Genomic DNA, 24,479 nt, shown 5'->3' on the forward strand with positions numbered 1-24,479 from the left:
TGCGCCACCTGCTTTTTGCTAGGCGCTGTTCTATTTTACAGATATTTTCAATCAAATGACTGATTCTACTACCCCGGATAACAACACTCACAATCAATTTGACAATAAAGCCAAGGCTTGGTCAGCTCGTTTTAGCGAGCCGGTTTCTGAGCTAGTTAAGCGTTACACTGCATCAGTGGATTTTGATAAACGCCTGGCCCCTTTTGATATTCAAGGTTCGCTTGCGCATGCTGAGATGTTGGCCCATGTGGGCGTTATCAGCAAGGATGATTTAGCCCAGATTGAACAAGGCATGGCTACGATTCTTCAAGAGATCGAGGCGGGTGATTTTGATTGGTCGCTTGATCTTGAAGATGTGCACTTGAATATTGAAAAGCGTTTGGTGGAGCTTATCGGCGATGCTGGCAAGCGCCTACATACCGGTCGCTCACGTAATGACCAAGTAGCGACGGATATGCGCCTCTGGTTACGCGCTGAGATTGACCGCTTACTTGAATTACTCAAGCAGTTACGTCAAGCCTTAGCGCGCGTTGCCCTAGCGCAGCATGCGACGATAATGCCAGGCTTTACACATTTGCAAGTTGCGCAGCCAGTGACCTTCGGTCATCACTTGCTAGCCTATGCAGAGATGTTCCAACGTGATGCAGAGCGTTTAGCTGACTGCCGTCGCCGTGTTAATCGCTCTCCTCTGGGCGCTGCTGCTTTAGCCGGCACCTCCTATCCTATTGATCGTGAGCGTAGCGCTGAGCGTCTGGGTTTTGAGGCGGTCTGTCGTAATTCTTTAGATGCGGTGTCAGATAGGGACTTTGCCATTGAGTTCTGTGCCGCTGCCAGCTTAGTGATGACACATATCTCACGCTTTTCTGAGGAGTTAATTCTCTGGATGAGCCCACGTTTTGGCTTTATTAGACTCGCTGATCGCTTTTGTACTGGCAGCTCCATTATGCCGCAAAAGAAAAACCCTGATGTACCGGAACTAGCGCGCGGTAAAACTGGTCGTGTTAATGGTCATTTAATCGCCCTACTTACGCTGATGAAGTCTCAACCACTGGCTTATAACAAAGACAACCAAGAGGATAAAGAGGGTTTGTTCGATACCGCTGACACCTTACGGGATACCTTAACCATTTTTGTAGATATGGTAGACGGTATAACAGTTAATGCGGATAATATGCGGGATGCCGCACTGCAAGGCTTTTCAACAGCCACAGACTTAGCGGATTACCTAGTCAAAAAAGGCCTGCCTTTCCGTGATGCGCATGAGGCGGTTGCCTTAGCAGTACGCAAATGTGAAGAGCTTAGTTGTGATTTGGCCGAACTGGATTTAGCGCAACTTAAAGCTTTTGACAATCGCATTGAAGAGGATGTGTTTGAGGTCTTAACCCTTGAGGGCTCGGTTGCTGCTCGCAACCACCTTGGTGGCACCGCCCCCGAGCGTGTTAAAGCCGAGGCTGAGCGAATTTTGGCAGAAAAGTAGTTGATAGCCTGAAAAAAAGCTAAGGGTGTATATACATCCTTAGCTTTTTTGTTGAGCTCCTAGGCTGTTATCGTGTGTGCCTTTACTTTGTTAGCATGGATTGGACAGCGTGCCGGCAATTGTTGATAAACCACACATCACTCATCATCCTCAGGTGCACCGAGTGAATTAACTACCCGATAGACCACATCCGCAGTAAAGCCTCGGGAGGCCAGAAAACGCATCTGCTTGGCCCTTTCCTTGGCCTGCGCTTCAGGACTCTGCTGCTTGAATTGCTGCAACAGTGCCTCATCTACCTCGCTCTCTGGATCATAGGGATCTAATCCGTACTTCGCACCAAAGCGCTTTAACCAAAGCTCCCGAGCTCGTTGATACTCCGTATCTTTGAGATCGTCCCGAAGTTCGGCTAATGTGTCGCTATCAAGCTTGTGCTGCGATAGGGTTTGTAGAATTTTTTGATTACCCCAACGCTGCTCTCGGCTCTGCACAAAACTCTCTACAAAGCGCTCGTCAGACTGCCAGTTTTCCCGCTGTAGACGGGCCAGCACCGCATCTATCTCATCCAAATCGTCCGTATAGCGCTGCAACTTTTGCCGCAGCTCTGCTTCAGAATGCTCACGACGTGATAAAAACGCAATGGCTCGTGCTAATAAACTGAGCTGCGATTGCTTGGACTTAGCGGCTGAAGACTTAAGCAACAGCTCCTCGGAAAGGGAGCTGTAATCTCCGGGATCGTGACTATCGTGCGAACTCATCTAATTGACTCAGATTTCCTCAGGCGATTCGGCGTCTGCACCCTCAACCGGATCGGTCGACATGGCACGTTGGATAATGCCTAAGTCCTCGCGGATCTTATTCTCAATCTCCATTGCCATGGCAGGATTTTCTCGTAAATACTCACGCACATTGTCCTTACCCTGGCCGATACGGGTGCCTTCATAGCTATACCAGGCACCGGCTTTATCCACAATCCCTGCTTTCACTCCTAGGTCAATAATCTCACCCTCACGTGAAATGCCGGTACCGTACATAATATCAAACTCGGTTTGCTTAAACGGAGGGGCGACTTTATTTTTGACCACCTTAACACGAGTCTCATTACCAATGGTTTCGTCACCACGTTTAATTGAACCAATGCGGCGGATATCCAGACGTACCGAAGAATAGAACTTCAGTGCATTACCCCCAGTGGTGGTTTCAGGACTACCGAACATCACACCGATCTTCATACGAATCTGATTAATAAAGATCACCATGCAATTGGTGCGCTTGATGGAGGCAGTTAATTTGCGTAGCGCTTGACTCATCAAACGTGCCTGCAGACCGGGTAGATTATCACCCATATCACCCTCAATCTCAGCACGTGGCGTTAAAGCGGCAACCGAGTCAATCACGATCAAATCCACTGAACCAGAACGTACTAAGGCATCAGTAATCTCAAGCGCCTGCTCACCTGTATCTGGCTGAGAAATCAAGAGATCCTCAAGATTAATCCCTAAGCGAGCCGCATACTGCACGTCCAAGGCATGCTCAGCATCAATAAAAGCACACGTACCGCCGATCTTTTGCATCTCAGCAATCACCTGTAAGGTTAAGGTGGTCTTACCTGAAGACTCCGGACCATAGATCTCGATCACACGACCACGCGGCAGCCCGCCGACACCTAAAGCAATATCCAAGCCTAAGGAACCGGTAGACACAACCTGAATATCGTGCTGGACCTCATTATCACCGTAGCGCATCACGGATCCCTTACCAAATTGCTTTTCAATCTGGGATAAGGCTGCTGCCAAGGCTTTTGAACGCTCGTCATTAGCCACACTAGTTGCTTTTTTACTCATGCAATTTTCCTTAAAATTAAATTATGGTGCTGATGTAGCGGTACTTGCTCTGCTACGGTGCAATCATTATGCCATTAATTATACTGTATATTTGCACAGTATTGCTAATTTTATCTACCCCTTGTGTTTTTCTTACGACTTAGTATTAAGTGCTACACTTAGCTTTTTGGCAAAAATATGTGGTTCAAAAATCTCAAACTATTTCGTCTCAATCCTGACTGGACAATCTCTGCCCAAGACTTGGAGGAAAAGTTACAGGCACATGCCTTTGTCGAAGGTAGCCCGGGACCAGACACCAAACTCGGCTGGACTACTCCGCTGGCGGAAAGTGGCTTAGTGTATGAGCTGGGCCAGTATTATTTCCTTTGCTTACAAGCAGAAAAAAAACTACTACCGGCCAGTGTAATTAACCAATTTACCCGTGAAAAAGCACTCGAAGTTGAGGAGCAACAAGGTTATAAGCCAGGTCGTAAGCAAATGCGTGAGATTAAGGAGATGGTCACTGACACCCTCATTCCTAAGGCATTTAGCATTTTTAGGCAAACCCGTGTCTGCTTGGATTTGGAAAATCACTGGCTCTATATTGATGCAGGCACCGCAGCCAAGGCCGATGAGGTCATCTCCTTATTAGTCAAGGCCTTAGACCCCATGCCAATTCAGTCTTTTATGACCGAAGTCTCTCCTAGCACCGCGATGACAGAATGGATCTTTAGTGATGAGGCGCCGGCAAGCTTTAATTTGGAACCTCAGGTGGAGTTTAAATCAACCCAAGAGGATCGTGCGACGGTACGTTTTAGCAATGTGATTCCAGGCCAAGAGGAAGTAACTAAGCATATTGAGAGCGGTAAAATTGTCACTAAGCTTGGTTTAACTTGGCGCGATCGTATCAGTTTTGTACTGAATGACACCATGGAAATTAAGCGCATACAGGCGTTGGACATTCTAGATGAACAGCGCAACCCGAGTGGCGCCGATGAGATTGAACGCTATGAAGCGGATATGACCTTGATGTGCAAGGAATTTTCAGGCTTACTTGAGGATCTTAGCAGCGCCCTTGGTGGTGAGAAAAAGCAATCATAGGCGGTCCAAGTCATCACGGGCTAAGCCACTCCTCTAGGCAGTGTGCTAGCCCATGGATGATGGCACGGGCCAATCAATTAAGGTCCATTTCATCCCGTATTTAGCATCACCAAAATGTGACTTTTCTGCTTCAAAAAAGTCTTTTAATAAGGCGATTTGCTCCGCCTCCAACTGACCGTACTGCTGCTCCATTTGTTTTAAAAAAGCGGCTTCATCGGTGCAGCTTGCCAAACGACCGGCCGCTTGTACAAAGCTTAGGCTAGGGTCAATGCCCATTTCATAGAGCACATTAACAATATGAATATAATCAGGATAAGGCGCTTGCTGCTTATTTAAGCGCTCAGCGATGACTGGCTGATCAAAGCGACCACCCACCAAGTAGGAGTAGTAAATATGCTTTTTAGCGTAGCGGTGAAACTTAGCAAATAATGCCGCTACATCCGCATCTAAACCTGAACGTGAGGATATTAATATATCCACCTGAGGCACCTTGCCTTGCCAATCATCTTCTTTGGCTAAGTGGATGGTACTGATATTTTCAATCCCGGCAGCACGCGCATTAAGCTCCACATAATCTAACATCACACGGCTATAGTCTAGGCAATAGACATGCTCAACCAAGGGCGCCATTTGCATGGCTAAAACACCATTACCCGAACCCACATCTAGCACCGTAGCGATACCGTTAAAATCAATGCGGTCCATAAAGGCTTTGATATAGGGGGAGACCACCAGCCCTTTTTGCTGCATGGAATGCGCACGCTGATCCCAACGTGCTGGCGGCTGCTCTGCAAAGCCAATGTGCGCCATATAATCTTTATACCATTGGCTCATATCAAGGTCTGGTAAAATGCGACGTTGTGACATATGGCTCCTCCTTTTGCTCAAATCGGGCTAATCCTCGGCGAGTTGTGCATCCAACCAAGCCATCACTTCCTCTACCATAGGAAAGAGCTCAACTCCTAAGTCACCACTGTAACTGCGCCAAGCATCAGCATATTTTTGGTGTACAGCTGCTAGCACCGGCACCCCCTCACTGGCGGCGCGTGTCATTTCCGCAAGTAAGCCATTGCCCTCTGCCTCAGCAACCCCAAATTTATTAATCACTAAGACATCTACCCCTTGATCCAAAGCCTCACGAGGTACCTCACTGGACTCTGCTAACGCCACGCTATCAAGCCGACACCCACTAGCACCGGCACCTCGACTAACAAGTATCGTGTATTCACGATCGTCATTCACCGAGCAAATCACCTCACCAATATAGCCACCCGCAGCGTCTTTTTTATTTAATAAGCCACCCACCCTGAGCTGCCTTTGCTTCATTGCGGCAACCGCATTCCACATGGTCATCACCGCTTCGTTACCATCATCTTCAAAGACTATCACTGCTAAGGGTTTATTTTTCATCACCTACTCGCTGCCATTTATTTTAATCTTAAGGAAATATTAAAGAGCTGGGGCACTGCCTGTTGATTTTCAGCCTCTTGAGCTTGAATTGATTCAATATGCGTGCGGAATACTAAACGTATTTCATACAGCCCGGTGGCGGGAATGGTATAAGGCTCACCGCTAATCAAGGTATACACACTACTGCTGACATTACTAAATAGGAGCATCTCAAAGGTCTGACTTTCCTGAGCCGCCAACTCCGCTAGCAATTCCTGACCAGCCGTTGCATGCAGTCGAAAAATGGCATTACCCGCACCTTTAATGTAGCCTGTGTATTGAGCGCCATGTTGCAAATCATCGTCAATATCATGCGAGAAATTGGTCAGTGAACGTACCATAATCTCTTCCTGCTTTTGCTTGCTAATCACCTTGCCCTCTTCTATTTCTTGAGGCGCCGCAGGGATTTCCTCGGGTAAACTTTTGGTTGGCGGCATCAGACCCGCCAAAGCCACCAAGGCAAAAGTAACCGCAGCAACAATAACAATGATTTTTTTAGAAAGCGGAGTAATACGCATCGATCACATTGAATAAACTAAATTAAAAACTAATCATACCTGGATTAATAAGAAAACCCCAGTAGAGCCCTATGAGTTTAACAAAACTTCTTGCTTTAACCGTTGTAACTGATCACGCACCACCGCCGCCTGTTCAAACTCCAGGTTTTTGGCATGATCCAACATTTGTTTTTCTAAGCGCTTAAGCTCTCGACTGAGGGCCTTTTCGTCCTTAATAAAGCGCTTTATATCATCTTGTGAGAGCGCCATGCTAGGCTCCTCCAACGGTGTCATTACCCCGTCAATCATCTCCTTAACTGCTTTATGCACCCCAACTGGGGTAATACCATGCTCCTCATTAAAGGTGATTTGCTTAAGGCGACGTCGCTCGGTTTCATCAATCGCTCTAGCCATGGAGTCAGTGATGCGATCCGCATATAAAATCGCTTTACCGTTTAAGTTACGTGCGGCACGACCAATGGTCTGAATTAAGCTACGATCGGAGCGTAAAAAACCCTCCTTATCCGCATCCAAAATCGCCACCAACGATACCTCTGGAATATCTAAGCCCTCTCTTAGGAGGTTAATGCCCACTAGAATATCAAAGGTGCCCAAGCGCAAATCACGAATAATTTCAACCCGCTCCACCGTATCAATATCCGAATGCAAATAACGTACTTTCAGACCATTTTCCTCTAAATACTCGGTCAGATCCTCGGCCATACGTTTAGTTAAAGTCGTCACTAACACGCGTTCACCCACGGCAATACGCTCTTTCGCCTCACCCAGCAAATCATCCACCTGAGTCAGTGCAGAGCGCACTTCAACCACCGGATCCACTAAACCCGTCGGTCGTACCACCTGCTCCACCACCTGATCTGAATGCGCCAACTCATAGTCAGCCGGGGTAGCAGAAACAAACACGCTTTGGCGCATGCGTTGCTCAAATTCTTCAATTCTTAAGGGGCGATTATCTAAGGCGGAGGGTAAACGGAAACCGAATTGCACTAGCGTTTCCTTACGCGAACGGTCACCACGGTACATGCCGCGTAATTGTCCCATCATGACATGACTCTCATCAAAAAACATCAAGGCGTCTTGTGGTAAATAATCAATTAAGGTAGCCGGTGGCTCACCCGGGGCTGCGCCTGACAAGTGTCGCGAGTAGTTTTCAATGCCCTTACAAAAGCCCAACTCCTGCATCATTTCCAAGTCAAATAAGGTACGCTGTTCAATCCGCTGCGCCTCAACCAACATGCCTTGATCGTAGTAATACTGCTTGCGCTCCCGCAGCTCCTCTTTAATGGTTTCAATCGCCCGCAAAATAGTAGCCCGCGGCGTCACAAAATGGGAACTTGGATAAATCGTAAAGCGAGGAATCTCCTGACGCACTCGCCCAGTCAAGGGATCAAATAGCTCAATGCGCTCAATTTCATCATCAAACATACTTAAGCGCACTGCTAATTCAGCGTTTTCCGAAGGGAATATATCAATCACATCACCCCGTACTCGGAAGGTACCGCGGCTAAAGTCCATATCATTACGTTCATACTGCATGGCTACTAGCCGTGCCAATAGCTCGTTACGAGGGATTTCATCAGCCCGTCTAAGCAATAAAATCATCGCATGATAATCGCTTTGATTACCGATACCATAAATTGTCGACACCGTACCTACCACAATGGTGTCACGTCGCTCCAATAAACTTTTGGTCGCCGATAAGCGCATCTGCTCAATATGCTCATTTACCGAAGAGTCTTTTTCTATAAATAAATCACGCGCTGGCACATAGGCCTCTGGTTGATAATAATCATAGTAAGAGACGAAATACTCCACCGCATTGTGCGGGAAGAATTCACGCATTTCCGCATAAAGCTGTGCCGCCAAGGTTTTATTCGGGGCCAAAATCAACGCTGGCCTACCTAAGCGGGCAATCACATTGGCCATGGTATAGGTTTTACCCGAACCAGTGACCCCCAATAATGTTTGAAACATTAAGCCGTCATTAATCCCCTCAACCAGCGTATCAATCGCTCCTGGTTGGTCGCCGGCAGGTGGAAATGGTTGATAAAGTTGAAAGGGGCTATTAGGAAATTCTACAAATTTTGCTTGGCTCATTTGATATAATTATTTGCTGTGGATGCGCCCATTGGGCAATAAACCATTATCGCTTTTTTATTCTTTATTTTCAAAATCAGGTGTGTACATACGATGAGTAGTCTATACCAAAACGTGGCCATGGCTCCACGCGATCCTATCTTAGGTCTTAATGAGCAGTTTAACGCCGACCCCCGCCCGCAAAAGGTCAACCTGGGCATTGGGGTTTACAGTGACGACGCTGGTCGCCTGCCTTTACTCAAAGCCGTACGTACCGCTGAGCAATTACATTTTGAGGGGGCTTTGCCACGCGGCTATTTACCAATTGAGGGCTTGGCTGCTTATAACCTAGGTGCCCAAAAGCTTCTTTTAGGTGCAGACTCCTCCTTGATCGCTGAAGGTCGTGCAATCACTATTGAATCCATCGGTGGTACCGGTGCGCTTAAAATCGGGGCAGATTTTTTAAAAACGATCGTCCCGGATGCGACCGTTTATATCAGTGATCCAAGTTGGCAAAATCACCGCGCTATTTTTGAAAACGCCGGCTTTCAGGTGGCTACTTATCCCTATTATTCAGCTGCCACACACAGCTTGGACTTTGAGGCGATGAAGGCACATTTTGAAAGCTTGGCACCGCGCAGCATTCTGATTTTACATGCCTGCTGCCATAATCCAACCGGTGTGGATCCTAGCTTAGCCCAATGGCAGGAGCTCTTAGCGATTATCAAATCGCGTCAGCTTATCCCCTTTTTGGATATTGCTTATCAGGGTTTTGGTGCGGGACTTGAGGAAGATGCCCAAGTGGTACGTCTATTTGCTGAATCTGGCATTGAGATGTTAGTTAGCTCCTCATTTTCCAAGTCTTTTTCACTGTATGGTGAACGTGTCGGCGCATTAACCCTCACTACTGATTCTAAAGAGATTGCGACTAAGGTATTGAGTCAGATTAAGACCGTAATTCGTACCAACTATTCTAATCCACCAACGCATGGAGCAACGGTGGTCGCCAGTGTACTTAACTCACCCGAGCTATTCGCCCTATGGGAAGAGGAGCTGAGTGAGATGCGTTGCCGTATTCGTAGCATGCGCGAACAATTAGTTCAAAAGATCAAGGCGGCTGGCGTGAGCCAGGACTTTTCCTTTATTTTGGCGCAAAATGGCATGTTCTCCTACTCTGGTCTCACCAAGAGTCAAGTCGAACGCTTGCGTGAGGAATTCGGCATTTATGCCGTGGATTCGGGTCGTATTTGTGTCGCCGCATTAAACTCAAACAACATTGATTATGTCGCTAAGGCCATTGCAACTGTGCTTTAATCAGAGGCTGTGGTCTAAATAGTGCTTGCATTTATCTGCATTATGATAGAAAATGACTGTACAGATGTACAGTCATTTTCTATTTCGGAGTACCATGAGCATCAAACTCACTGCCCGACAGCAGGAAGTCTTTGACCTGATTCAAGCCAGCATTCGTCGCACTGGCTTTCCACCCACACGCGCCGAGATTGCTCAGAGCTTAGGCTTTCGCTCTGCTAATGCAGCCGAGGATCATCTTAAGGCCCTAGCTAAAAAAGGCGCGATTATTTTGACACCTGGCACCTCTCGTGGCATACGACTAAACCCCGACTTAGAAGCTACGACTCCCGCCACGGCAAGCGCTGCCGCAGCCGAATTAAGCGAGCGACTGACTACCCTACCCTTGATCGGTCGAGTTGCTGCGGGTAGCCCCATCTTGGCGCAAGCACATATTGAAAAGGAGATTCCTGTCGATCCTGCCATGTTTGAAGATAAGGCCGACTATCTGCTGCGTGTACGCGGTGAGTCGATGATTGATATAGGAATTTATGATGGCGACTTACTAGCGGTTAAAAAGAGCCAATCCGCACATAATGGCCAAATTATCGTGGCCCGGATTAATGACGATGTGACGGTTAAGCGCTTTCAAAAGGGTGCAAATCGCATCACGCTCATCGCCGAAAATCAGCATTTTGCGCCCATTATCGTCACTCCCCAAGATGAGTTTGCGATTGAGGGCTTAGCAGTAGGATTAATTAGAAGCCTAAACTAATTTTAATTTTTATAGCGGGTGAGCGCTCACCATATGCATCATAAACTACGCTCCCCGGTACAACTAGCCTATAGAGGCGCTTTAAAGCTTTTTAAACGCAAGGCATTCGTCAGCACGAAGACGCTTGACAAAGCCATTGCCCCAGCAGCAAACATAGGCGACAACAAGATCCCCTTAAACGGATAGAGAATACCGGCCGCCACGGGTATTAGCGCTGTATTATAGACAAAGGCCCAAAATAAGTTCTGATGGATATTTTTTATGGTCGCCTGCGAAAGAGCAAGGGCATTAGGCACGCCATTTAGGCTACCCGACATCAGCACCACATCCGCCGCTTCCATTGCCACATCCGTACCGGTACCGATGGCAATACCCACATCGGCTTCAGCTAGTGCTGGTGCATCATTAATCCCATCACCCACAAAGGCAACCGCACCATATTGCTTACGTAAAGCGTTAATCTGCTCCAGTTTATCCTGCGGCAACACCTCTGCCACCACCTCATCAATACCAAGACGCTTAGCGATGGCTTCCGCAGTTTGTTGCTTATCCCCAGTAATCATCACTACCTTAAGACCTAAGTCGTGCAAGGCCTGAACCGCTGCGGGGGTACTCTCCTTAATGGGATCGGAGACCGCAATAATGGCAGCCAATTTACCATCAATAGCTGCATACATCGGCGACTGAGCCTCATTCGCTAAACGCAAGGCAGTCGCTTCAAACTGACTAGGATCTAAGCCTAAAGAGCGCATGAAGCGATCTGCGCCGATCGCAACGCTGCGACCCTCGACCTGCGCTCTTACCCCCATCCCGCTAATGGCTTCAAACTGAGTTAGTGTAGGAAGGCTCAGCCCTTCAGCCTCAGCCGCTGCCACAATCGCATGCGCAATCGGATGCTCAGATTGCTGCTCTACTGCAGCGATTAAGGCTAATACCTCAGAGCGCTGAAAGCCCGCAGCAGTCTCGAGTGCCGTCATGGTTGGACGCCCCAGGGTTAAGGTACCTGTTTTGTCGACTGCCACTACCTTAGCATCTTTAAGGCTTTGTAAGGCATCGCCTTTGCGAAATAACACACCCAACTCGGCACCGCGCCCGGTACCCACCATAATTGAAGTCGGTGTCGCCAAGCCCATCGCACATGGGCAAGCAATAATCAATACCGCCACGGCATTGACAAGCGCATAGCTTAAGGCTGGTTGCGGTCCTAATACCAACCATAGTACAAAGGTGATAAAGGCTAATAAGATGACCGCTGGCACAAAGAAATAGGTGACGCGATTGACGACCGATTGAATTGGTAATTTAGCCGCTTGTGCCTGCTCTACCAAACTAATAATCTGCGACAAAACCGTCTTCTCTCCTACAGCACTTGCCTTAAAAGTAAAAGCACCCTGCTGATTAATGGTGCCGCCAATTAACTGACTACCCGGCACTTTTTCAACGGGAATCGGCTCACCGCTAATCATGGCCTCATCAACAAAGCTCTGCCCCTCCAGCAAGATACCGTCTACCGCAATTCGTTCACCGGGACGCACTTGTAACACATCATCTAACTGCACCTCTGCGAGCGCTATTTGCTGCCATTCGCCGTTACGTAGTACCCGGGCCTCCTTGGGCTGGAGCCCAACTAAACGCTGAATTGCTGCTGAGGTACGACCTTTGGCTTTAGCCTCTAAATAGCGACCGAATAAAATCAAGGTGACAATCACCGCTGCCGACTCATAATAGACATGGACTGAAGCCGCAGGCAACACAAAAGGGAAAAACGTGGCTACCACTGAAAAACCATAAGCCGCTAGCGTACCGATAGCAACCAAGGAATTCATATCTGGTCCCATACGCAATAAGGCAGGAATACCGATTTGATAAAAGCGGCGACCGGGAAAGCTTAATACCAAGCTGGTTAATAAAAATTGTAAATACCAGCTATTGTGCAAACCGATACGAGTTTCCACCCATTGCTGCATGGCGGGTATTAAATGCGCACCCATCTCCAAAATAAACACCGGTAGACTAAGCAGCAAGGCAACGATCAAATCCCTTTTTAAAAGCGCTTCTTCTCGATCTTTGCGTTGCGCTAACTGCTCCACCCATGAGCTGTCAACAGGCGAGCGTGCCTCGGACTCAGTCCCTGTCATCGAGGACTGGGGCAATACCGTTGCGCTAAAACCAGCTTTATGAATCACCGCCTTAATCGCATCAATCTCGGCAGGCGCAGTGGCATCCAAAACAATATCCGCTCGCTCAGTGGCTAAATTGACATTAATTGCTGCTACGCCCTCCATACGTCCCACTAGCCGCTCTATGCGGGCTACACACGAGGCACATGTCATACCCTCAATGGTCATGCTTAGATGCGTATTAGACATACTGATTTACTCCAAATAAATGCATTGTTCTGACACTACCCTTAAAACCAAGGCGCATTAGATTAGATACTATCGAAATCGTATATTTTAAGTCCTGATTGATATAGGCACTGCCGCTTATACGCTAAAGACCAGGACCGTTCCCCTATTATCATACGAAAAAACAACAGTTAATATTAAAAGCCATACTTTTTATAAAAAAACACTTCACAAATACAAATAGGCACCATATAATTATGAATTCAGCGCCCGTAGCTCAGTTGGATTAGAGTGCTTGGCTACGAACCAAGAGGTCGTGGGTTCAATTCCTGCCGGGCGCGCCAGATTTAAAGGGTCACTTCAAATGAAGTGGCCCTTTTTCATTATTGCACCAAGATAGTTTAGTTTAGGCTTAGCAATCCCCTCCTAGCCCTTTTCACATGCCTATATCCGTTTTTTCAGATAGCAAGGTCACTCTACCTAAGCGAATAATACGAAATACTATGGTTTTCCCTTAATTTAATAATCTAAGGGAAATTGCTATTTACATCGGTCGCTTTTTACGTTAATTTATTGCTATGCATCAATAAGTCTTATGTTTTATATAAGACTGCTTCTAACCTAGTATTATCAAGGCATTAAGTCTTGTATAAGACCAAAAATAAGCAAATTTACTAGGTTAGTACGCTACAACGCAACAAATTTTTTATTAATCAACAGGGAGAGTGTTATGACTCAAAACTATCAAGCTGAAGTTCAAAAGGCTCAAGCAGAAATTAATCAAGCCGGCTCTGGTTGGAACGCTATCAATGCGGATGCTGTTGCACGTATGCGTATTATGAACCGTTTCCAAAATGGTCTGGATATCGCACGTTACACTGCTGATATTATGCGTAAAGACATGGAAGAGTACGATGCTGATCCATCTAAATACACTCAGTCTTTGGGTTGTTGGCACGGTTTTATTGCTCAGCAAAAATTAATTTCTATCAAAAAGCACTTCAAAACCACGGATAAGAAGTATTTATACTTATCCGGCTGGATGGTAGCTGCTTTACGCTCTAAGTTCGGTCCACTTCCGGATCAGTCAATGCACGAGAAAACTTCTGTTGCTGACTTGATCGAGGAGCTTTACACCTTCTTACGTCAAGCCGATGCACGTGAATTAGACTTACTCTTCACGGCCTTAGATGCTGCTCGTGAAGCTGGCGATAAAGCAAAAGAAGCTGAAATCATCGACCAAATCGACAATTTTGAAACCCATGTTGTGCCGATTATTGCGGATATTGACGCTGGTTTTGGTAACGAAGAGGCGACTTACTTACTTGCTAAGAAAATGATTGAGGCCGGTGCATGTGCGATTCAGATCGAGAACCAAGTATCGGATGAGAAGCAATGTGGTCACCAAGACGGTAAAGTAACTGTGCCACACAACGATTTTTTATCCAAAATCAATGCCGTGCGCTACGCTTTCCTAGAGTTAGGTATTCCTAACGGCGTGATTGTGGCTCGTACCGACTCCTTAGGTGCTGGCTTAACTAAGCAAATCGCTATCACACATGAAGAAGGTGATTTAGGTGATCAGTACAATAGCTACTTAGACTGTGAGGAAATCTCTGCTGATCAATTAGCTAATGGCGATATTATCATCAAGCGTGAGGGTAAATTATTACGACCTAAGCGTTTAGCGAGCAATCTCTTCCAATTCCGTAAGGGCACTGGTGAGGACCGCGTCGTACTTGACTGCATCACCTCACTGCAAAACGGTGCTGATATGATCTGGATTGAGACTGAGAAGCCTCATGTAGGTCAGATTAAAGCGATGGTGGATCGTATTCGCGAGGTCGTGCCGAATGCGAAGCTAGTCTACAACAACAGCCCATCATTCAACTGGACACTTAACTTCCGTCAGCAGGTCTTCGACAAATGGCAGGAAGAAGGCAAAGACGTTTCTGCCTACAAACGTGATGCACTTATGAGCGCCGAGTATGATGGTACTGAGCTATGCGAAGAGGCTGATAAGCTAATTAGCAGCTTCCAAAAAGACGGTTCTGCTCAAGCTGGTATTTTCCACCACTTGATCACCCTACCAACGTACCACACCGCAGCCCTTTCAACCGATAACTTAGCCAAGGGCTACTTCTCGCCTGAAGAAGCGATGCTTGCCTATGTGAAAGGTGTTCAGCGTGAAGAAATTCGTCAGGGTATTGCTTGCGTTAAGCACCAAAATATGGCGGGCTCTGATATCGGTGATAACCACAAAGAGTTCTTCTCAGGTGATGCGGCACTTAAAGCCTCTGGTAAAGACAACACAATGAACCAATTCAACTTCTAAATCAAATTAGAAGCTTTATTATCGAATCGTTCTATGTCTTGAAATTGGCTTGCTACGGCAAGCCAATTTCGTTTAACACTTTTTCTGGATGATGTTATGACTCAGTACAAGAAAATAGAATCTTTACAAGTTGAAGAGACACTTTTCAATTTGATTAATAATGATATCTTAGCCAATCACCCCCACAAGTTGGACCGTGATGAGTTTTGGAAAAACTTTTCCGATCTGGTAAAAGCACTAGCACCAAAAAACAAGGCCTTACTTGAAAAGCGTGATGCCTTACAAGCAAAAATCGATCAATGGTATCAGCAGAATCCTGGCCCTATTCAAGATATGGAGGCTTACAAAGCCTTTTTAAAAGAAATTGGCTACTTAGTCGATGCACCGGCCGATTTTAAGATCAGCACAGAAAATGTTGACCGTGAAATCGCCGAACAAGCCGGTCCGCAACTCGTCGTACCCGCAACCAATGCCCGCTACTCCCTCAATGCAGCCAATGCACGCTGGGGCAGCCTGTACGATGCGCTTTACGGCACCGATGCCATTGATCAGGACGGTGAATTAGCGCCCACTGGCGAATATAATCCACAGCGCGGGGCTGAAGTCATCGCTTTCGGGCGTCGCTTCTTAGATGAGAGCATCCCGCTCGTTGAGGGTTCACACGCAGATGCCGTTGCTTACCGCATTGAAAATGGTGAGCTCAAAGTAAGACTAAACAATGACCATGAAACAACGCTAAAGCATAATGAGCTCTTCGTTGGTTTTAATGGCGATGCCGCGGCACCTAGCTCAATGGTTTTCTTACATAACGGCTTACATTTCGATATTCTAGTCGATAAAAATCACCCCATCGGCCAGCAAGATCCCGCCGGGATTAAGGATATTGTAATGGAAGCGGCACTATCCACCATTATTGACTTTGAAGATTCGGTAGCTGCTGTTGACGGTCCTGATAAAGCCTTAATTTATCGTAATTGGTTAGGCCTAATGACCGGTGAACTAAGCGAAGAAATTGCTAAAGACGGTAAAGTCTTTGTCCGTCGTTTAAACGAAGATCGCGAGTACTTAAGTGCGAGCGAGCAAAAGCCTTTTAAACTACCAGGCCGCTCCCTATTGTTCTGCCGCAATGTGGGTCATTTGATGTCTACCCCTGCCGTGTTGGACGAAGCAGGCAATATGATCCCTGAGGGCATTTTAGATGCCGTCGTCACCGCCATTATTGCGGGCTACGATCAGGCACGCGATAGCAATAAAAACAGCCGCAATGGCAGTGTGTATATAGTTAAGCCTAAAATGCACGGCCCTGAGGAAGTGGCTTTTGCCAATGAGCTTTTTGCTGCGGCTGAGCGTGTAGCTAAGCTGCCTAAAAACACCCTCAAAATGGGGATTATGGATGAGGAGCGTCGTACCTCGGTTAACCTTAAAGCATGTATTTACGAGGCAAAAGAGCGTTGCGTGTTTATTAATACCGGTTTCTTAGACCGCACCGGTGACGAAATTCACACCTCAATGCTCGCTGGCCCAATGATCCGCAAAGGTGATATGAAAGCAACGCCATGGATCAAAGCCTATGAAGCCAATAACGTGCAGGTTGGTTTAGCATGTGGTCTGCAGGGCAAAGCACAAATCGGTAAGGGCATGTGGGCCATGCCTGATCTTATGAAAGCCATGCTAGCACAGAAAATCGCCCACCCACAATCTGGCGCTACCACCGCTTGGGTACCCTCACCTACCGGTGCGACTATCCACAGCTTGCATTATCACCAAGTGAATGTATTCGATGTACAAGCCGAAAAAGCAAAAGACAAGACGGACTATCTGGACGATTTATTAACGATTCCGGTCGCTACGGATACCTCATGGTCTGATGCTGAAAAGCAAGAAGAGCTGGATAACAACTGCCAAGGTATTTTAGGCTATGTGGTACGCTGGGTAGATCAGGGTGTAGGTTGCTCAAAAGTCCCTGATATTCACAACGTCGGCTTGATGGAGGATCGTGCAACGCTACGCATCTCCAGTCAGCATATTTGCAACTGGTTAGCCCATGGCGTGGTCAGTGAAGCGGATGTGGACGCCGCACTTCGTCGCATGGCTAAAGTCGTTGACGAACAAAATGCTGGCGACCCTTTATACCGTCCAATGTCAGGCAATGAGCAAAGTTCCGCTGCCTTCAAAGCGGCGAGTGACCTAATCTTTAAAGGTAAAGAACAGCCTAACGGCTACACTGAGCCTTTACTGCATTACTGGCGCGCTGAAGTTAAAAAGGCTTAATCACAGCATCGTTTTAACTAAGCAAGTCAATTAGCTCAAGCCCATGTGCGCAACAATGCACATGGGCTTTTTGCTGTCTTTATATTCTCTATTGAAGCTCCCAATACACTTTTCCACCAGTATCCGTTATTAACCACAAAAGTTGTGGATAACTTTGTGTATTGCTTGATGAGTTCAAGCTATGTGATTGATTTATAAGCTTAAGTCACAATTGATTACATACTAAGCATGCGTGCCGCTTGAGGCCGGTCGACAAGGCCAATGCAAGCCAGAGGTAAAAACAAAAAACCTTGATTAATCAATAAGCTAGCTATTTTTTGGATAACATTAAGGTGTCTAGCTAGCGCGACTGTGATCGAAGCTACTAAAGTTTCAAATCACATATAAAGCGTCTAGCACGCCCTGATTTAATGAGCACAGATTAACCACAAAAGTTGTGGATAACTTTGTGTATTGCTTGATGACTTCAAGCTATGTGATTGATTTATAAGCTTAAGTCACACTTGATTACATACTAAGCATGCGTACCGCTTGAGGCCAGTCGACAAGGCCAATGCAAGCCAGAGGTAAAAACAAAAAATCGTGATTAATCAATAAGCTAGCTATTTTTTGGATAACATTAAGGTGTCTAGCTAGCGCGACTGTGGTCGAGGCTCCTAAGGTTTTAAACCACCTATAAAACGTCTAGCATGCCTTGATTTAATCACCATAGATTAACCACAAAAGTTGTGGATAAACTTTGTGTATTAACTGATGAATGCGCTCTATCCCATTGATCTAGCAGCTGATATTAGCTTTGATAAGATTTGAAGCAACACCGCGTAACTTGCTAGCGGTGAGCATAAGTGCTAGCGGTGAGCATAAGACATACGCCATGGGTGTGAACTAACTTACACTCACAAAGCACATTATTAACAGCAAAAAAAAGACCTGGCGAAAAATTCAGCACAGGTCTTTGAGACATCAATGGAGGCCGTACGATGACGACAATTTAACTCTCAGCAGAGTCGCCCTCTTCCTCTTGCGTCTCATACGATGTATTAATACTGTCTCTACTAGCGACTTTCAGTACGTTTTTATTACCAGTGTGACGCACATCCTCACCCTGAACCGTATAAATCACACGCTCAGCCATGTTTTTAGCATGGTCGCCAATACGCTCTAAGGAACGTGCCATAAACATTAAATCGATAGCGGAGCTGATGGTACGTGGATCCTCAATCATAAAGCTACTGGTTTCACGTAACACGCTGCGCCACTCTTTATTAATCTTTTTATCACGACGCACCACTTCAGCAGCGGCGATAGGATCGAAACGAGCAAATGCATCCAGTACATCATGCAAGTTTTTGACCACCAGACTACCCATATAACTTAGGTCAACAATGGGCTCAAAACGAGCTTGTTGCTCGATCAGGCGTCTGGCCGTACGCGCCATTTTCTCGGACTCATCCCCAGAACGCTCCAAGTCGGTTAACATTTTAGTGACCGATAAAAGCAAACGTAAGTCAATCGCTGCCGGTTGTTGACGTGCAATCACCTGAGTAATCAAGGAGTCAATCTCGACTTCCAAGTTGTTTACTTCAATTTCATACTCCATGACGCGCTCAACTAATGCCGTGTTACCGGAGCTAAGCGTTTCAACTGCGTCATTAATCATGGACTCAACCAAGCCGCCCATGCGTAGAAACTGAGAACGAATTTGCTCTAAAGACTCGCCGTAACGGGTACTTGTGTGCTGTTCAATCATCTGACACTCCATATTGAAAATTATTACATTGTAATAGTAGATTATGACAACTCAATGACATTAGGCCGTGATAACTTTGACGCCCTGCGGTGCTGCCATTAAAACAACGCTGGCCGGACGCAGTGCAAATAAACCGCAAGTCACCACTCCCGGGATTTGATTAATCTGCTGCTCTAGTGCAGCTGCATCGGCTAATTGAAAGCCAGCCACATCTAAAATAGGATGGCCATTATCCGTAATGAAGCCGCTACGTTCTACCACCTCGCTCGCCCCCAAGGCTTTAAGCTGATTAGTAACGGCGTGCTTTGCCATCTGAATCACTTCTAGGGGAATCTTAAAACGACCTAAATGCGTAACCCACTTAGAATCATCTACAATACAAACAAAACGCTCGGCCACTGAGGCAACGATTTTCTCACGCGTTAGGGCACCACCACCCCCCTTAATCATCTGCAATTTGGGATTCACCTCATCCGCACCGTCCACATACACCGACATCGAATCGATCTCATTTAACTCAAAGACCTGGATACCATGCGCTTGTAAACGTGCTGCCGTACGTTCTGAACTGGCCACGGTGCCCTTAAACTGATCCTTGTATGGTGCTAAGGCATCGATAAACTTGTCTGCGGTGGAACCGGTGCCCACACCAATCACGGCATCGGCCGTAAAAAACTCACGAATATAGGCTACGGCAGCCTCTGCTACTTGCTGCTTTAATTGATCCTGACTTAAACTCACGCCACGAACTCCTGATAAGAGGCTTCTGAAAAGCCTAATTTAAAACCACCCGGATAAATCAGTAAAGGCCGCTTCATCACGCTGGGATGGGCTTGGATTAAGGCAATGTGATCCGCCTCGCTATTCAACACTTTAGCGCTATCGTCTAATTGACGCCATGTCTGCGAGGCCTTATTAATCAGTTTATCCCAACCTAAGGCGGCTGCCCAGGTTGTTAATTGTTCAGCACTCGGCACCTGCTCGCGCACATCAATCATAAGCACCTCATGCCCCTGGGCTTCAAGCCACTTTTTTGCCTTAACACAGGTGCTACAACGCTTTAAACCAACTATTTGAAATGACATTCATATACCCTTTACTGTTTCATCGAATTGCTGCGACTCAGACTATCTCGCTCAAACAATACGCTATGATCGCTAGTTAAACAAGTAATTAGCGGCCTGAAACGGCCGCTAATTACATCAGTTTAACTGTCAGTCTTTTTAAACTGTAAACGATTACCAATGATCACGCAAACACCAACGATAAATATCATGATCGTCGCCAAGGCATTGACCTCGGGTTTAATGCCTAAGCGCACACGGGAAAACACCTCGACTGGCAAGGTAGTGTAGCCTGGTCCATTAAGGAAGGAAGCAATCACCACATCGTCCATCGATAAAGTAAAGGCCAGTAACCAAGCAGCCACCATCGCCGGTGCAATTAGGGGTAGCACAATGCTAAAAAATACCTTTAGCGGGGTCGCACCCAAATCCATCGCCGCTTCCTCAAGCGAACGATCCAGCTCCCGAATACGTGAGGCAACCACCACCGACACATAGGCAACACACAGCACCACATGACCAACCCAAATGGTAAACATGCCATTTTCTGCGGGGAAACCGATAATAGATCTGAGCTCAATAATCATCAATAAAATTGACACACCCAAGATCACCTCCGGAATCACCAACGGCGCATTTAACATACCGATAAAGAGTGGAAAACCTAAAAAAGGCCCTTTACGGACTAGGACATAAGCCGCCCAGGTACCCACAATCACCGCTGCTGTGGCTGAAAGTACAGCAATTTTGATGGATAACCAAGCCGCTTTTAAAAGATTCGTATCACTCATCAGGCTTTGATACCAACGCAAAGAAAAGCCGGTCCAAGTCGATTGCAGTGCAGAGTCATTAAAGGAAAAAACCACTAAGGACAGAATCGGTAAATATAAAAACCCGAAACCGACGATAAACACAAAGTATTTAAACAAGGTACTTAGTCTCATCAGTTTTGCTCCTTCAATTGCTTAGCCTGGTTAATCTGGAACAATACCAAAGGAATCAATAAAATCAATAGCATCACCACGGCAATGGCTGCTGCCATTGGCCAATTGGAGTTAGTAAAGTACTGATCCCACATCACTCGACCAATCATATAGGTATTGGTACCGCCTAATAACTCAGGAATCACATACTCACCTACTGAAGGAATAAAGACCAACATCGCACCCGCTATCACGCCAGAAATCGATAAAGGTAAGGTGATGGTAATAAATGCTTTAATCGGTCGCGCGCCCAGATCATAGGCCGCATCAATTAAACGCTGATCATGCTTTAATAGATTGGTATAGAGTGGCAAAATAAAAAAGGGTAAATAGGTATAAACCAAACCGATATACACAGCAATATCCGTACGATAAAGCTCAATCGGCGTATCAATAACGCCAAGCCAAATTAAAAAGTTATTGAGCAAACCCTCATTGCGCAGAATGCCGGCCCATGCATAGACCCGCAACAGTAAGGAGGTCCAAAATGGCAAAATCACGCCCAGCAGTAATAAGTTCCGTGTTTTGGGATTGGCTTGGGCAATAAAATAAGCCATGGGATAGCCAATCAAAATACAACATAAGGTGGTGATTGCTGCCATTTTAATGGAGCGTATATACGCCTCTACAAAAATCGTATCAGTAAATAGCGTGATATAGCTTTCTAAATACAGCGAAAAGCGCAAAACAGCGGATTTATATTCAAATAATTGCGAATATGGCGGCTGCCCAAAAATAGACTCCGCAAAGCTGATTTTTAAGACAATTAAAAAAGGTATCAATAATGTCAAAATCAGCCAGACAAACGGCGGCACAATACTTAAGCGCTCCCGCGTCGGCAACCAAGAAAATAAAGCAGCTAATCTCGTCATGATGCTAATACCGTCCCACTATCCGGCCCCCAGGTAATATACACCTCATCGTCAATGCTGGGTGCATCCTCTAAGGCCATACGCGCTGGCATACTGGCATCCACCACCTTACCAGAATCCAACTCAATTTGATAAAGCATATAGCTACCCATCCATGCTACGTGCGTCACCACACCATAGGCCACGTTAACCGAATCATCCGGTTCTTCTGTCAAGACACGAATTTGCTCAGGACGAATAGACACATAGACTTCCATCCCTAAAGGCTCATTGACCCCGTGGCTCACATAGAGCGGGCTTTCTAAATCATCGGATTCAATTAACACGTGATCCGGCTCATCCACCACAATTCGCCCTTTGAAAATATTGGTATTACCGATAAAGCTGGCAACAAAGCGCGAGTTAGGGAAGCTATACACATCCTTTGGTGTACCCTGCTGAATAATTTCACCGGCAGTCATCACGGCTAAGCGATTGGCCATGGTCATGGCCTCTTCCTGATCGTGGGTCACCATAATACACGTAACGCCCACTTGTTCAATAATTTTAGTCAGCTCAATCTGTGTTTTTTGACGGATTTGCTTATCTAAGGCCGACATCGGCTCATCTAATAACAGTAATTTAGGGCGCTTAACCAAGCTGCGCGCTAAGGCCACACGCTGTTGCTGACCACCGGAGAGTTGCGATGGTTTACGACGCGCCATCCCGGCCATTTGCACTAAATCCAAAGCCTCAAACACACGCTGATGAATTTCTTGCTTATCGACGCCCTCTTGCTTTAGTCCGAAGGCGACATTAGCCTCTACCGTCATATGTGGAAATAAGGCATAGGACTGAAACATCATATTTACCGGGCGCTTATAGGCCGGCACATTGGCAATATCAACACCGTCAAGAAAAATCTGACCAGAGGTGGGCTTTTCAAAACCGGCTAACATCCTCAATAAGGTGGACTTACCACAACCCGAGCTACCTAACAGTGCAAATATCTCATTGCGCTTAACAGTTAGATCCACCCCTTTAACTGCTACTACCTCACCATAAATCTTTTTTAAATTGACCAGTTTTAAAAACTCGTCATCAGTCGTTGCTGTCGTCGCTATGCGTCCATCAGTCATAGTAATCTCAATTCCTCTTGCTAAAATTGATTAATGGCCCGTCAATTAAGAAAGTCTTAATCCTACGGGCCATTGATAAAAGCAAAGCTTATCGCTTGTTTAACAACTAGCGTCCTGCTTTTAGCTCAGCCCATAAGCGGGTTTGTAAACGAAGAATATTCATCGGCTGAGGCTTAATCACAAAGAGTGTTTTAGCCTTTTCAGCGCTCGGGTATAACTCTTCATTTTCTGCTAGCTCAGGTAAAACATGTTCACGTGCGCTTTTATTCGCATTGGTAAAGAACATTTCATTGGTAATCGCCGCATGTACTTCGGGTGTTTCAATGTAGTTAATAAACTTCATTGCATTATCAAAGTTAGGGGCATCTTTAGGTACTGCCATGGTATCAAACCATACTGGCGCACCGTCATTAGGCGTAAAGTAAGCGACCTCAAAGTCACGCTTCGCTTCTTTGGCTCGGTCAGCAGCAATCATCACATCACCATTAAAACCATAGACAAAGCATAAGTCGCCAGAAGCTAACTCATCGATATAACCAGAGGAGCTGAACTGACGCACATAAGGACGAATCTTTTTCAAAACCTCTATCGCCTCACGGTAATCCGCCTCTTCAGAACTATTAGGATCCTTGCCTAAATAATGTAGAACGGCTGGGAAAACCTGTGCCGCCTCATCCAAAATAGACACACCACAACTGCGTAGCTTTTCTACCTTGGCAGGATCGAATAAATTAGACCAGTCGCGAAAATCGTAGTCCTCACCCATGATTTCTTTGACCTTGGTCACGTTATAGCCCAGACCATTGGTGCCATAACCCCAAGGGATTAAGTATTCATTGCCCGGATCGACTTGTGCCACCACGGCCATAATATCTGGATCCAAATGCTTCCAGTTAGGGATTTTGGATTTATCTAGCTTTTGTAGTAAACCGGCCTCAATCTGACGCGCTGCATAGTGAGTGGCTGGTACAACCACATCATAGCCAGACTTACCAGTTAATAACTTCGCTTGTAAAATATCATTGGTATCGTAGGTGTCGTAACGGACTTTGATGCCGGTTTCACGTTCAAAACCAGGAATTGTATCGGGTGCAGTATATTCAGCCCAGTTATAGACATTGACGACATTATCATCTTGTGCGGTAGCAGTGCCGGCAACAAGGGTGGAAAACATTAAAGCGAGACCAATTGACTTCAGTTTCATCTGAGCAAACCCCCTTATACAAAAAAAC

Annotated in this window: 20 protein-coding genes and 1 tRNA gene; 7 read left to right on the plus strand and 14 right to left on the minus strand. The window is 46.2% G+C overall.

What is annotated here, in order from left to right; genetic code table 11:
• The first annotated feature begins 55 nt into the window (after positions 1-55).
• Positions 56-1,477: an argininosuccinate lyase gene (argH, locus tag A3GA_RS0104255; protein WP_018026153.1), complete on the plus strand. Its 1,422-nt coding sequence runs from the start codon at positions 56-58 to the stop codon at positions 1,475-1,477.
• 137 nt (positions 1,478-1,614) lie between these two features.
• On the opposite strand, the gene recX is transcribed toward argH, so the two are convergent.
• On the minus strand, positions 1,615-2,232 hold the full coding sequence (gene recX, locus A3GA_RS0104260; protein ID WP_018026154.1) for a recombination regulator RecX: 618 nt from the start codon (positions 2,230-2,232) through the stop codon (positions 1,615-1,617).
• A gap of 9 nt (positions 2,233-2,241) precedes the next feature.
• Positions 2,242-3,318: a recombinase RecA gene (gene recA / locus A3GA_RS0104265; protein ID WP_018026155.1), complete on the minus strand. Its 1,077-nt coding sequence runs from the start codon at positions 3,316-3,318 to the stop codon at positions 2,242-2,244.
• 177 nt (positions 3,319-3,495) lie between these two features.
• On the opposite strand from recA, the gene A3GA_RS0104270 reads away from it, so the two are divergent.
• Entirely contained in the window at positions 3,496-4,398 is a 903-nt protein-coding gene (locus A3GA_RS0104270; protein ID WP_018026156.1) for a recombination-associated protein RdgC, read from the plus strand.
• Positions 4,399-4,443: 45 nt separating this feature from the next.
• On the opposite strand, the gene A3GA_RS0104275 is transcribed toward A3GA_RS0104270, so the two are convergent.
• The 4 genes from A3GA_RS0104275 to uvrB all read right to left on the minus strand — a co-directional run bounded on the left by A3GA_RS0104275 (position 4,444) and on the right by uvrB (position 8,462).
• Positions 4,444-5,265, minus strand: coding sequence for a class I SAM-dependent methyltransferase (locus A3GA_RS0104275; protein ID WP_018026157.1), 822 nt, complete (start codon positions 5,263-5,265; stop codon positions 4,444-4,446).
• A 27-nt stretch (positions 5,266-5,292) separates the two neighbouring features.
• Positions 5,293-5,808, minus strand: coding sequence for a DUF2478 domain-containing protein (locus tag A3GA_RS0104280; RefSeq protein WP_018026158.1), 516 nt, complete (start codon positions 5,806-5,808; stop codon positions 5,293-5,295).
• Between the two features lie 17 nt (positions 5,809-5,825).
• Entirely contained in the window at positions 5,826-6,365 is a 540-nt protein-coding gene (locus tag A3GA_RS0104285) for a hypothetical protein (protein ID WP_018026159.1), read from the minus strand.
• 69 nt (positions 6,366-6,434) lie between these two features.
• Positions 6,435-8,462, minus strand: a complete 2,028-nt coding sequence (uvrB, locus tag A3GA_RS0104290; RefSeq protein WP_018026160.1) for an excinuclease ABC subunit UvrB — start codon at positions 8,460-8,462, stop codon at positions 6,435-6,437.
• Between the two features lie 93 nt (positions 8,463-8,555).
• Between uvrB and A3GA_RS0104295 the strand changes: the two genes are divergently transcribed.
• Both A3GA_RS0104295 and lexA read left to right on the plus strand, forming a co-directional pair.
• Positions 8,556-9,755 carry an amino acid aminotransferase gene (locus A3GA_RS0104295; RefSeq protein WP_018026161.1) on the plus strand — a complete coding sequence of 400 codons (1,200 nt, stop codon included), beginning with the start codon at positions 8,556-8,558 and terminating at the stop codon, positions 9,753-9,755.
• A 94-nt stretch (positions 9,756-9,849) separates the two neighbouring features.
• The gene (lexA, locus tag A3GA_RS0104300; RefSeq protein WP_026156793.1) at positions 9,850-10,506 is read left to right on the plus strand and encodes a transcriptional repressor LexA; all 657 of its coding nucleotides are present in this window, start codon (positions 9,850-9,852) and stop codon (positions 10,504-10,506) included.
• Positions 10,507-10,574: 68 nt separating this feature from the next.
• Here the strand turns inward: lexA and A3GA_RS0104305 are convergent, their stop codons facing one another.
• Positions 10,575-12,875 (minus strand): heavy metal translocating P-type ATPase, encoded by a 2,301-nt coding sequence (locus A3GA_RS0104305; RefSeq protein WP_018026162.1) that lies wholly within the window; start codon positions 12,873-12,875, stop codon positions 10,575-10,577.
• Positions 12,876-13,120: 245 nt separating this feature from the next.
• On the opposite strand from A3GA_RS0104305, the gene A3GA_RS0104310 reads away from it, so the two are divergent.
• The 3 genes from A3GA_RS0104310 to A3GA_RS0104320 all read left to right on the plus strand — a co-directional run bounded on the left by A3GA_RS0104310 (position 13,121) and on the right by A3GA_RS0104320 (position 17,460).
• Positions 13,121-13,198 (plus strand) — tRNA-Arg (locus A3GA_RS0104310).
• Between the two features lie 386 nt (positions 13,199-13,584).
• A complete protein-coding gene (locus A3GA_RS0104315) occupies positions 13,585-15,189 on the plus strand; it encodes an isocitrate lyase (RefSeq protein WP_018026163.1) in 1,605 nt (534 codons plus the stop codon).
• Between the two features lie 96 nt (positions 15,190-15,285).
• Positions 15,286-17,460, plus strand: coding sequence for a malate synthase G (locus A3GA_RS0104320; RefSeq protein WP_018026164.1), 2,175 nt, complete (start codon positions 15,286-15,288; stop codon positions 17,458-17,460).
• A 991-nt stretch (positions 17,461-18,451) separates the two neighbouring features.
• On the opposite strand, the gene phoU is transcribed toward A3GA_RS0104320, so the two are convergent.
• From phoU to A3GA_RS0104355, 7 genes are all read right to left on the minus strand, one after another.
• Positions 18,452-19,210 (minus strand): phosphate signaling complex protein PhoU, encoded by a 759-nt coding sequence (gene phoU, locus A3GA_RS0104325; protein ID WP_018026165.1) that lies wholly within the window; start codon positions 19,208-19,210, stop codon positions 18,452-18,454.
• 60 nt (positions 19,211-19,270) lie between these two features.
• On the minus strand, positions 19,271-19,951 hold the full coding sequence (gene rpiA, locus A3GA_RS0104330) for a ribose-5-phosphate isomerase RpiA (RefSeq protein ID WP_018026166.1): 681 nt from the start codon (positions 19,949-19,951) through the stop codon (positions 19,271-19,273).
• Positions 19,948-20,295 (minus strand): arsenate reductase family protein, encoded by a 348-nt coding sequence (locus A3GA_RS0104335; RefSeq protein WP_018026167.1) that lies wholly within the window; start codon positions 20,293-20,295, stop codon positions 19,948-19,950. The genes rpiA and A3GA_RS0104335 overlap by 4 nt, the downstream gene beginning before the upstream one ends.
• A 122-nt stretch (positions 20,296-20,417) precedes the next feature.
• Complete coding sequence (locus A3GA_RS0104340; RefSeq protein ID WP_018026168.1) at positions 20,418-21,218, minus strand: ABC transporter permease subunit; 801 nt, start codon at positions 21,216-21,218, stop codon at positions 20,418-20,420.
• Positions 21,218-22,129, minus strand: a complete 912-nt coding sequence (locus A3GA_RS0104345; protein ID WP_018026169.1) for an ABC transporter permease subunit — start codon at positions 22,127-22,129, stop codon at positions 21,218-21,220. The genes A3GA_RS0104340 and A3GA_RS0104345 overlap by 1 nt, the downstream gene beginning before the upstream one ends.
• Entirely contained in the window at positions 22,126-23,247 is a 1,122-nt protein-coding gene (locus tag A3GA_RS0104350; protein WP_018026170.1) for an ABC transporter ATP-binding protein, read from the minus strand. The genes A3GA_RS0104345 and A3GA_RS0104350 overlap by 4 nt, the downstream gene beginning before the upstream one ends.
• 106 nt (positions 23,248-23,353) lie before the next feature.
• On the minus strand, positions 23,354-24,451 hold the full coding sequence (locus A3GA_RS0104355) for a polyamine ABC transporter substrate-binding protein (RefSeq protein WP_018026171.1): 1,098 nt from the start codon (positions 24,449-24,451) through the stop codon (positions 23,354-23,356).
• Positions 24,452-24,479: the final 28 nt, after the last annotated feature.

The sequence above is a fragment of the Oligella urethralis DSM 7531 genome (genome assembly GCF_000372065.1).
GTDB lineage: Bacteria > Pseudomonadota > Gammaproteobacteria > Burkholderiales > Burkholderiaceae_B > Oligella > Oligella urethralis.

Excerpts from the sequence above, each read along its gene's own strand:
- A3GA_RS0104335 (WP_018026167.1), bottom strand. The coding sequence starts at position 20,295 with ATGTCATTTCAAATAGTTGGTTTAAAGCGTTGTAGCACCTGTGTTAAG.
- A3GA_RS0104315 (WP_018026163.1), top strand. The coding sequence starts at position 13,585 with ATGACTCAAAACTATCAAGCTGAAGTTCAAAAGGCTCAAGCAGAAATT.
- A3GA_RS0104345 (WP_018026169.1), bottom strand. The coding sequence starts at position 22,129 with ATGACGAGATTAGCTGCTTTATTTTCTTGGTTGCCGACGCGGGAGCGC.
- A3GA_RS0104285 (WP_018026159.1), bottom strand. The coding sequence starts at position 6,365 with ATGCGTATTACTCCGCTTTCTAAAAAAATCATTGTTATTGTTGCTGCG.
- recX (WP_018026154.1), bottom strand. The coding sequence starts at position 2,232 with ATGAGTTCGCACGATAGTCACGATCCCGGAGATTACAGCTCCCTTTCC.
- A3GA_RS0104340 (WP_018026168.1), bottom strand. The coding sequence starts at position 21,218 with ATGAGACTAAGTACCTTGTTTAAATACTTTGTGTTTATCGTCGGTTTC.
- phoU (WP_018026165.1), bottom strand. The coding sequence starts at position 19,210 with ATGATTGAACAGCACACAAGTACCCGTTACGGCGAGTCTTTAGAGCAA.
- lexA (WP_026156793.1), top strand. The coding sequence starts at position 9,850 with ATGAGCATCAAACTCACTGCCCGACAGCAGGAAGTCTTTGACCTGATT.
- recA (WP_018026155.1), bottom strand. The coding sequence starts at position 3,318 with ATGAGTAAAAAAGCAACTAGTGTGGCTAATGACGAGCGTTCAAAAGCC.
- A3GA_RS0104320 (WP_018026164.1), top strand. The coding sequence starts at position 15,286 with ATGACTCAGTACAAGAAAATAGAATCTTTACAAGTTGAAGAGACACTT.
- A3GA_RS0104295 (WP_018026161.1), top strand. The coding sequence starts at position 8,556 with ATGAGTAGTCTATACCAAAACGTGGCCATGGCTCCACGCGATCCTATC.
- A3GA_RS0104350 (WP_018026170.1), bottom strand. The coding sequence starts at position 23,247 with ATGACTGATGGACGCATAGCGACGACAGCAACGACTGATGACGAGTTT.
- A3GA_RS0104355 (WP_018026171.1), bottom strand. The coding sequence starts at position 24,451 with ATGAAACTGAAGTCAATTGGTCTCGCTTTAATGTTTTCCACCCTTGTT.
- A3GA_RS0104275 (WP_018026157.1), bottom strand. The coding sequence starts at position 5,265 with ATGTCACAACGTCGCATTTTACCAGACCTTGATATGAGCCAATGGTAT.
- A3GA_RS0104270 (WP_018026156.1), top strand. The coding sequence starts at position 3,496 with ATGTGGTTCAAAAATCTCAAACTATTTCGTCTCAATCCTGACTGGACA.
- uvrB (WP_018026160.1), bottom strand. The coding sequence starts at position 8,462 with ATGAGCCAAGCAAAATTTGTAGAATTTCCTAATAGCCCCTTTCAACTT.
- A3GA_RS0104280 (WP_018026158.1), bottom strand. The coding sequence starts at position 5,808 with ATGAAAAATAAACCCTTAGCAGTGATAGTCTTTGAAGATGATGGTAAC.
- argH (WP_018026153.1), top strand. The coding sequence starts at position 56 with ATGACTGATTCTACTACCCCGGATAACAACACTCACAATCAATTTGAC.
- A3GA_RS0104305 (WP_018026162.1), bottom strand. The coding sequence starts at position 12,875 with ATGTCTAATACGCATCTAAGCATGACCATTGAGGGTATGACATGTGCC.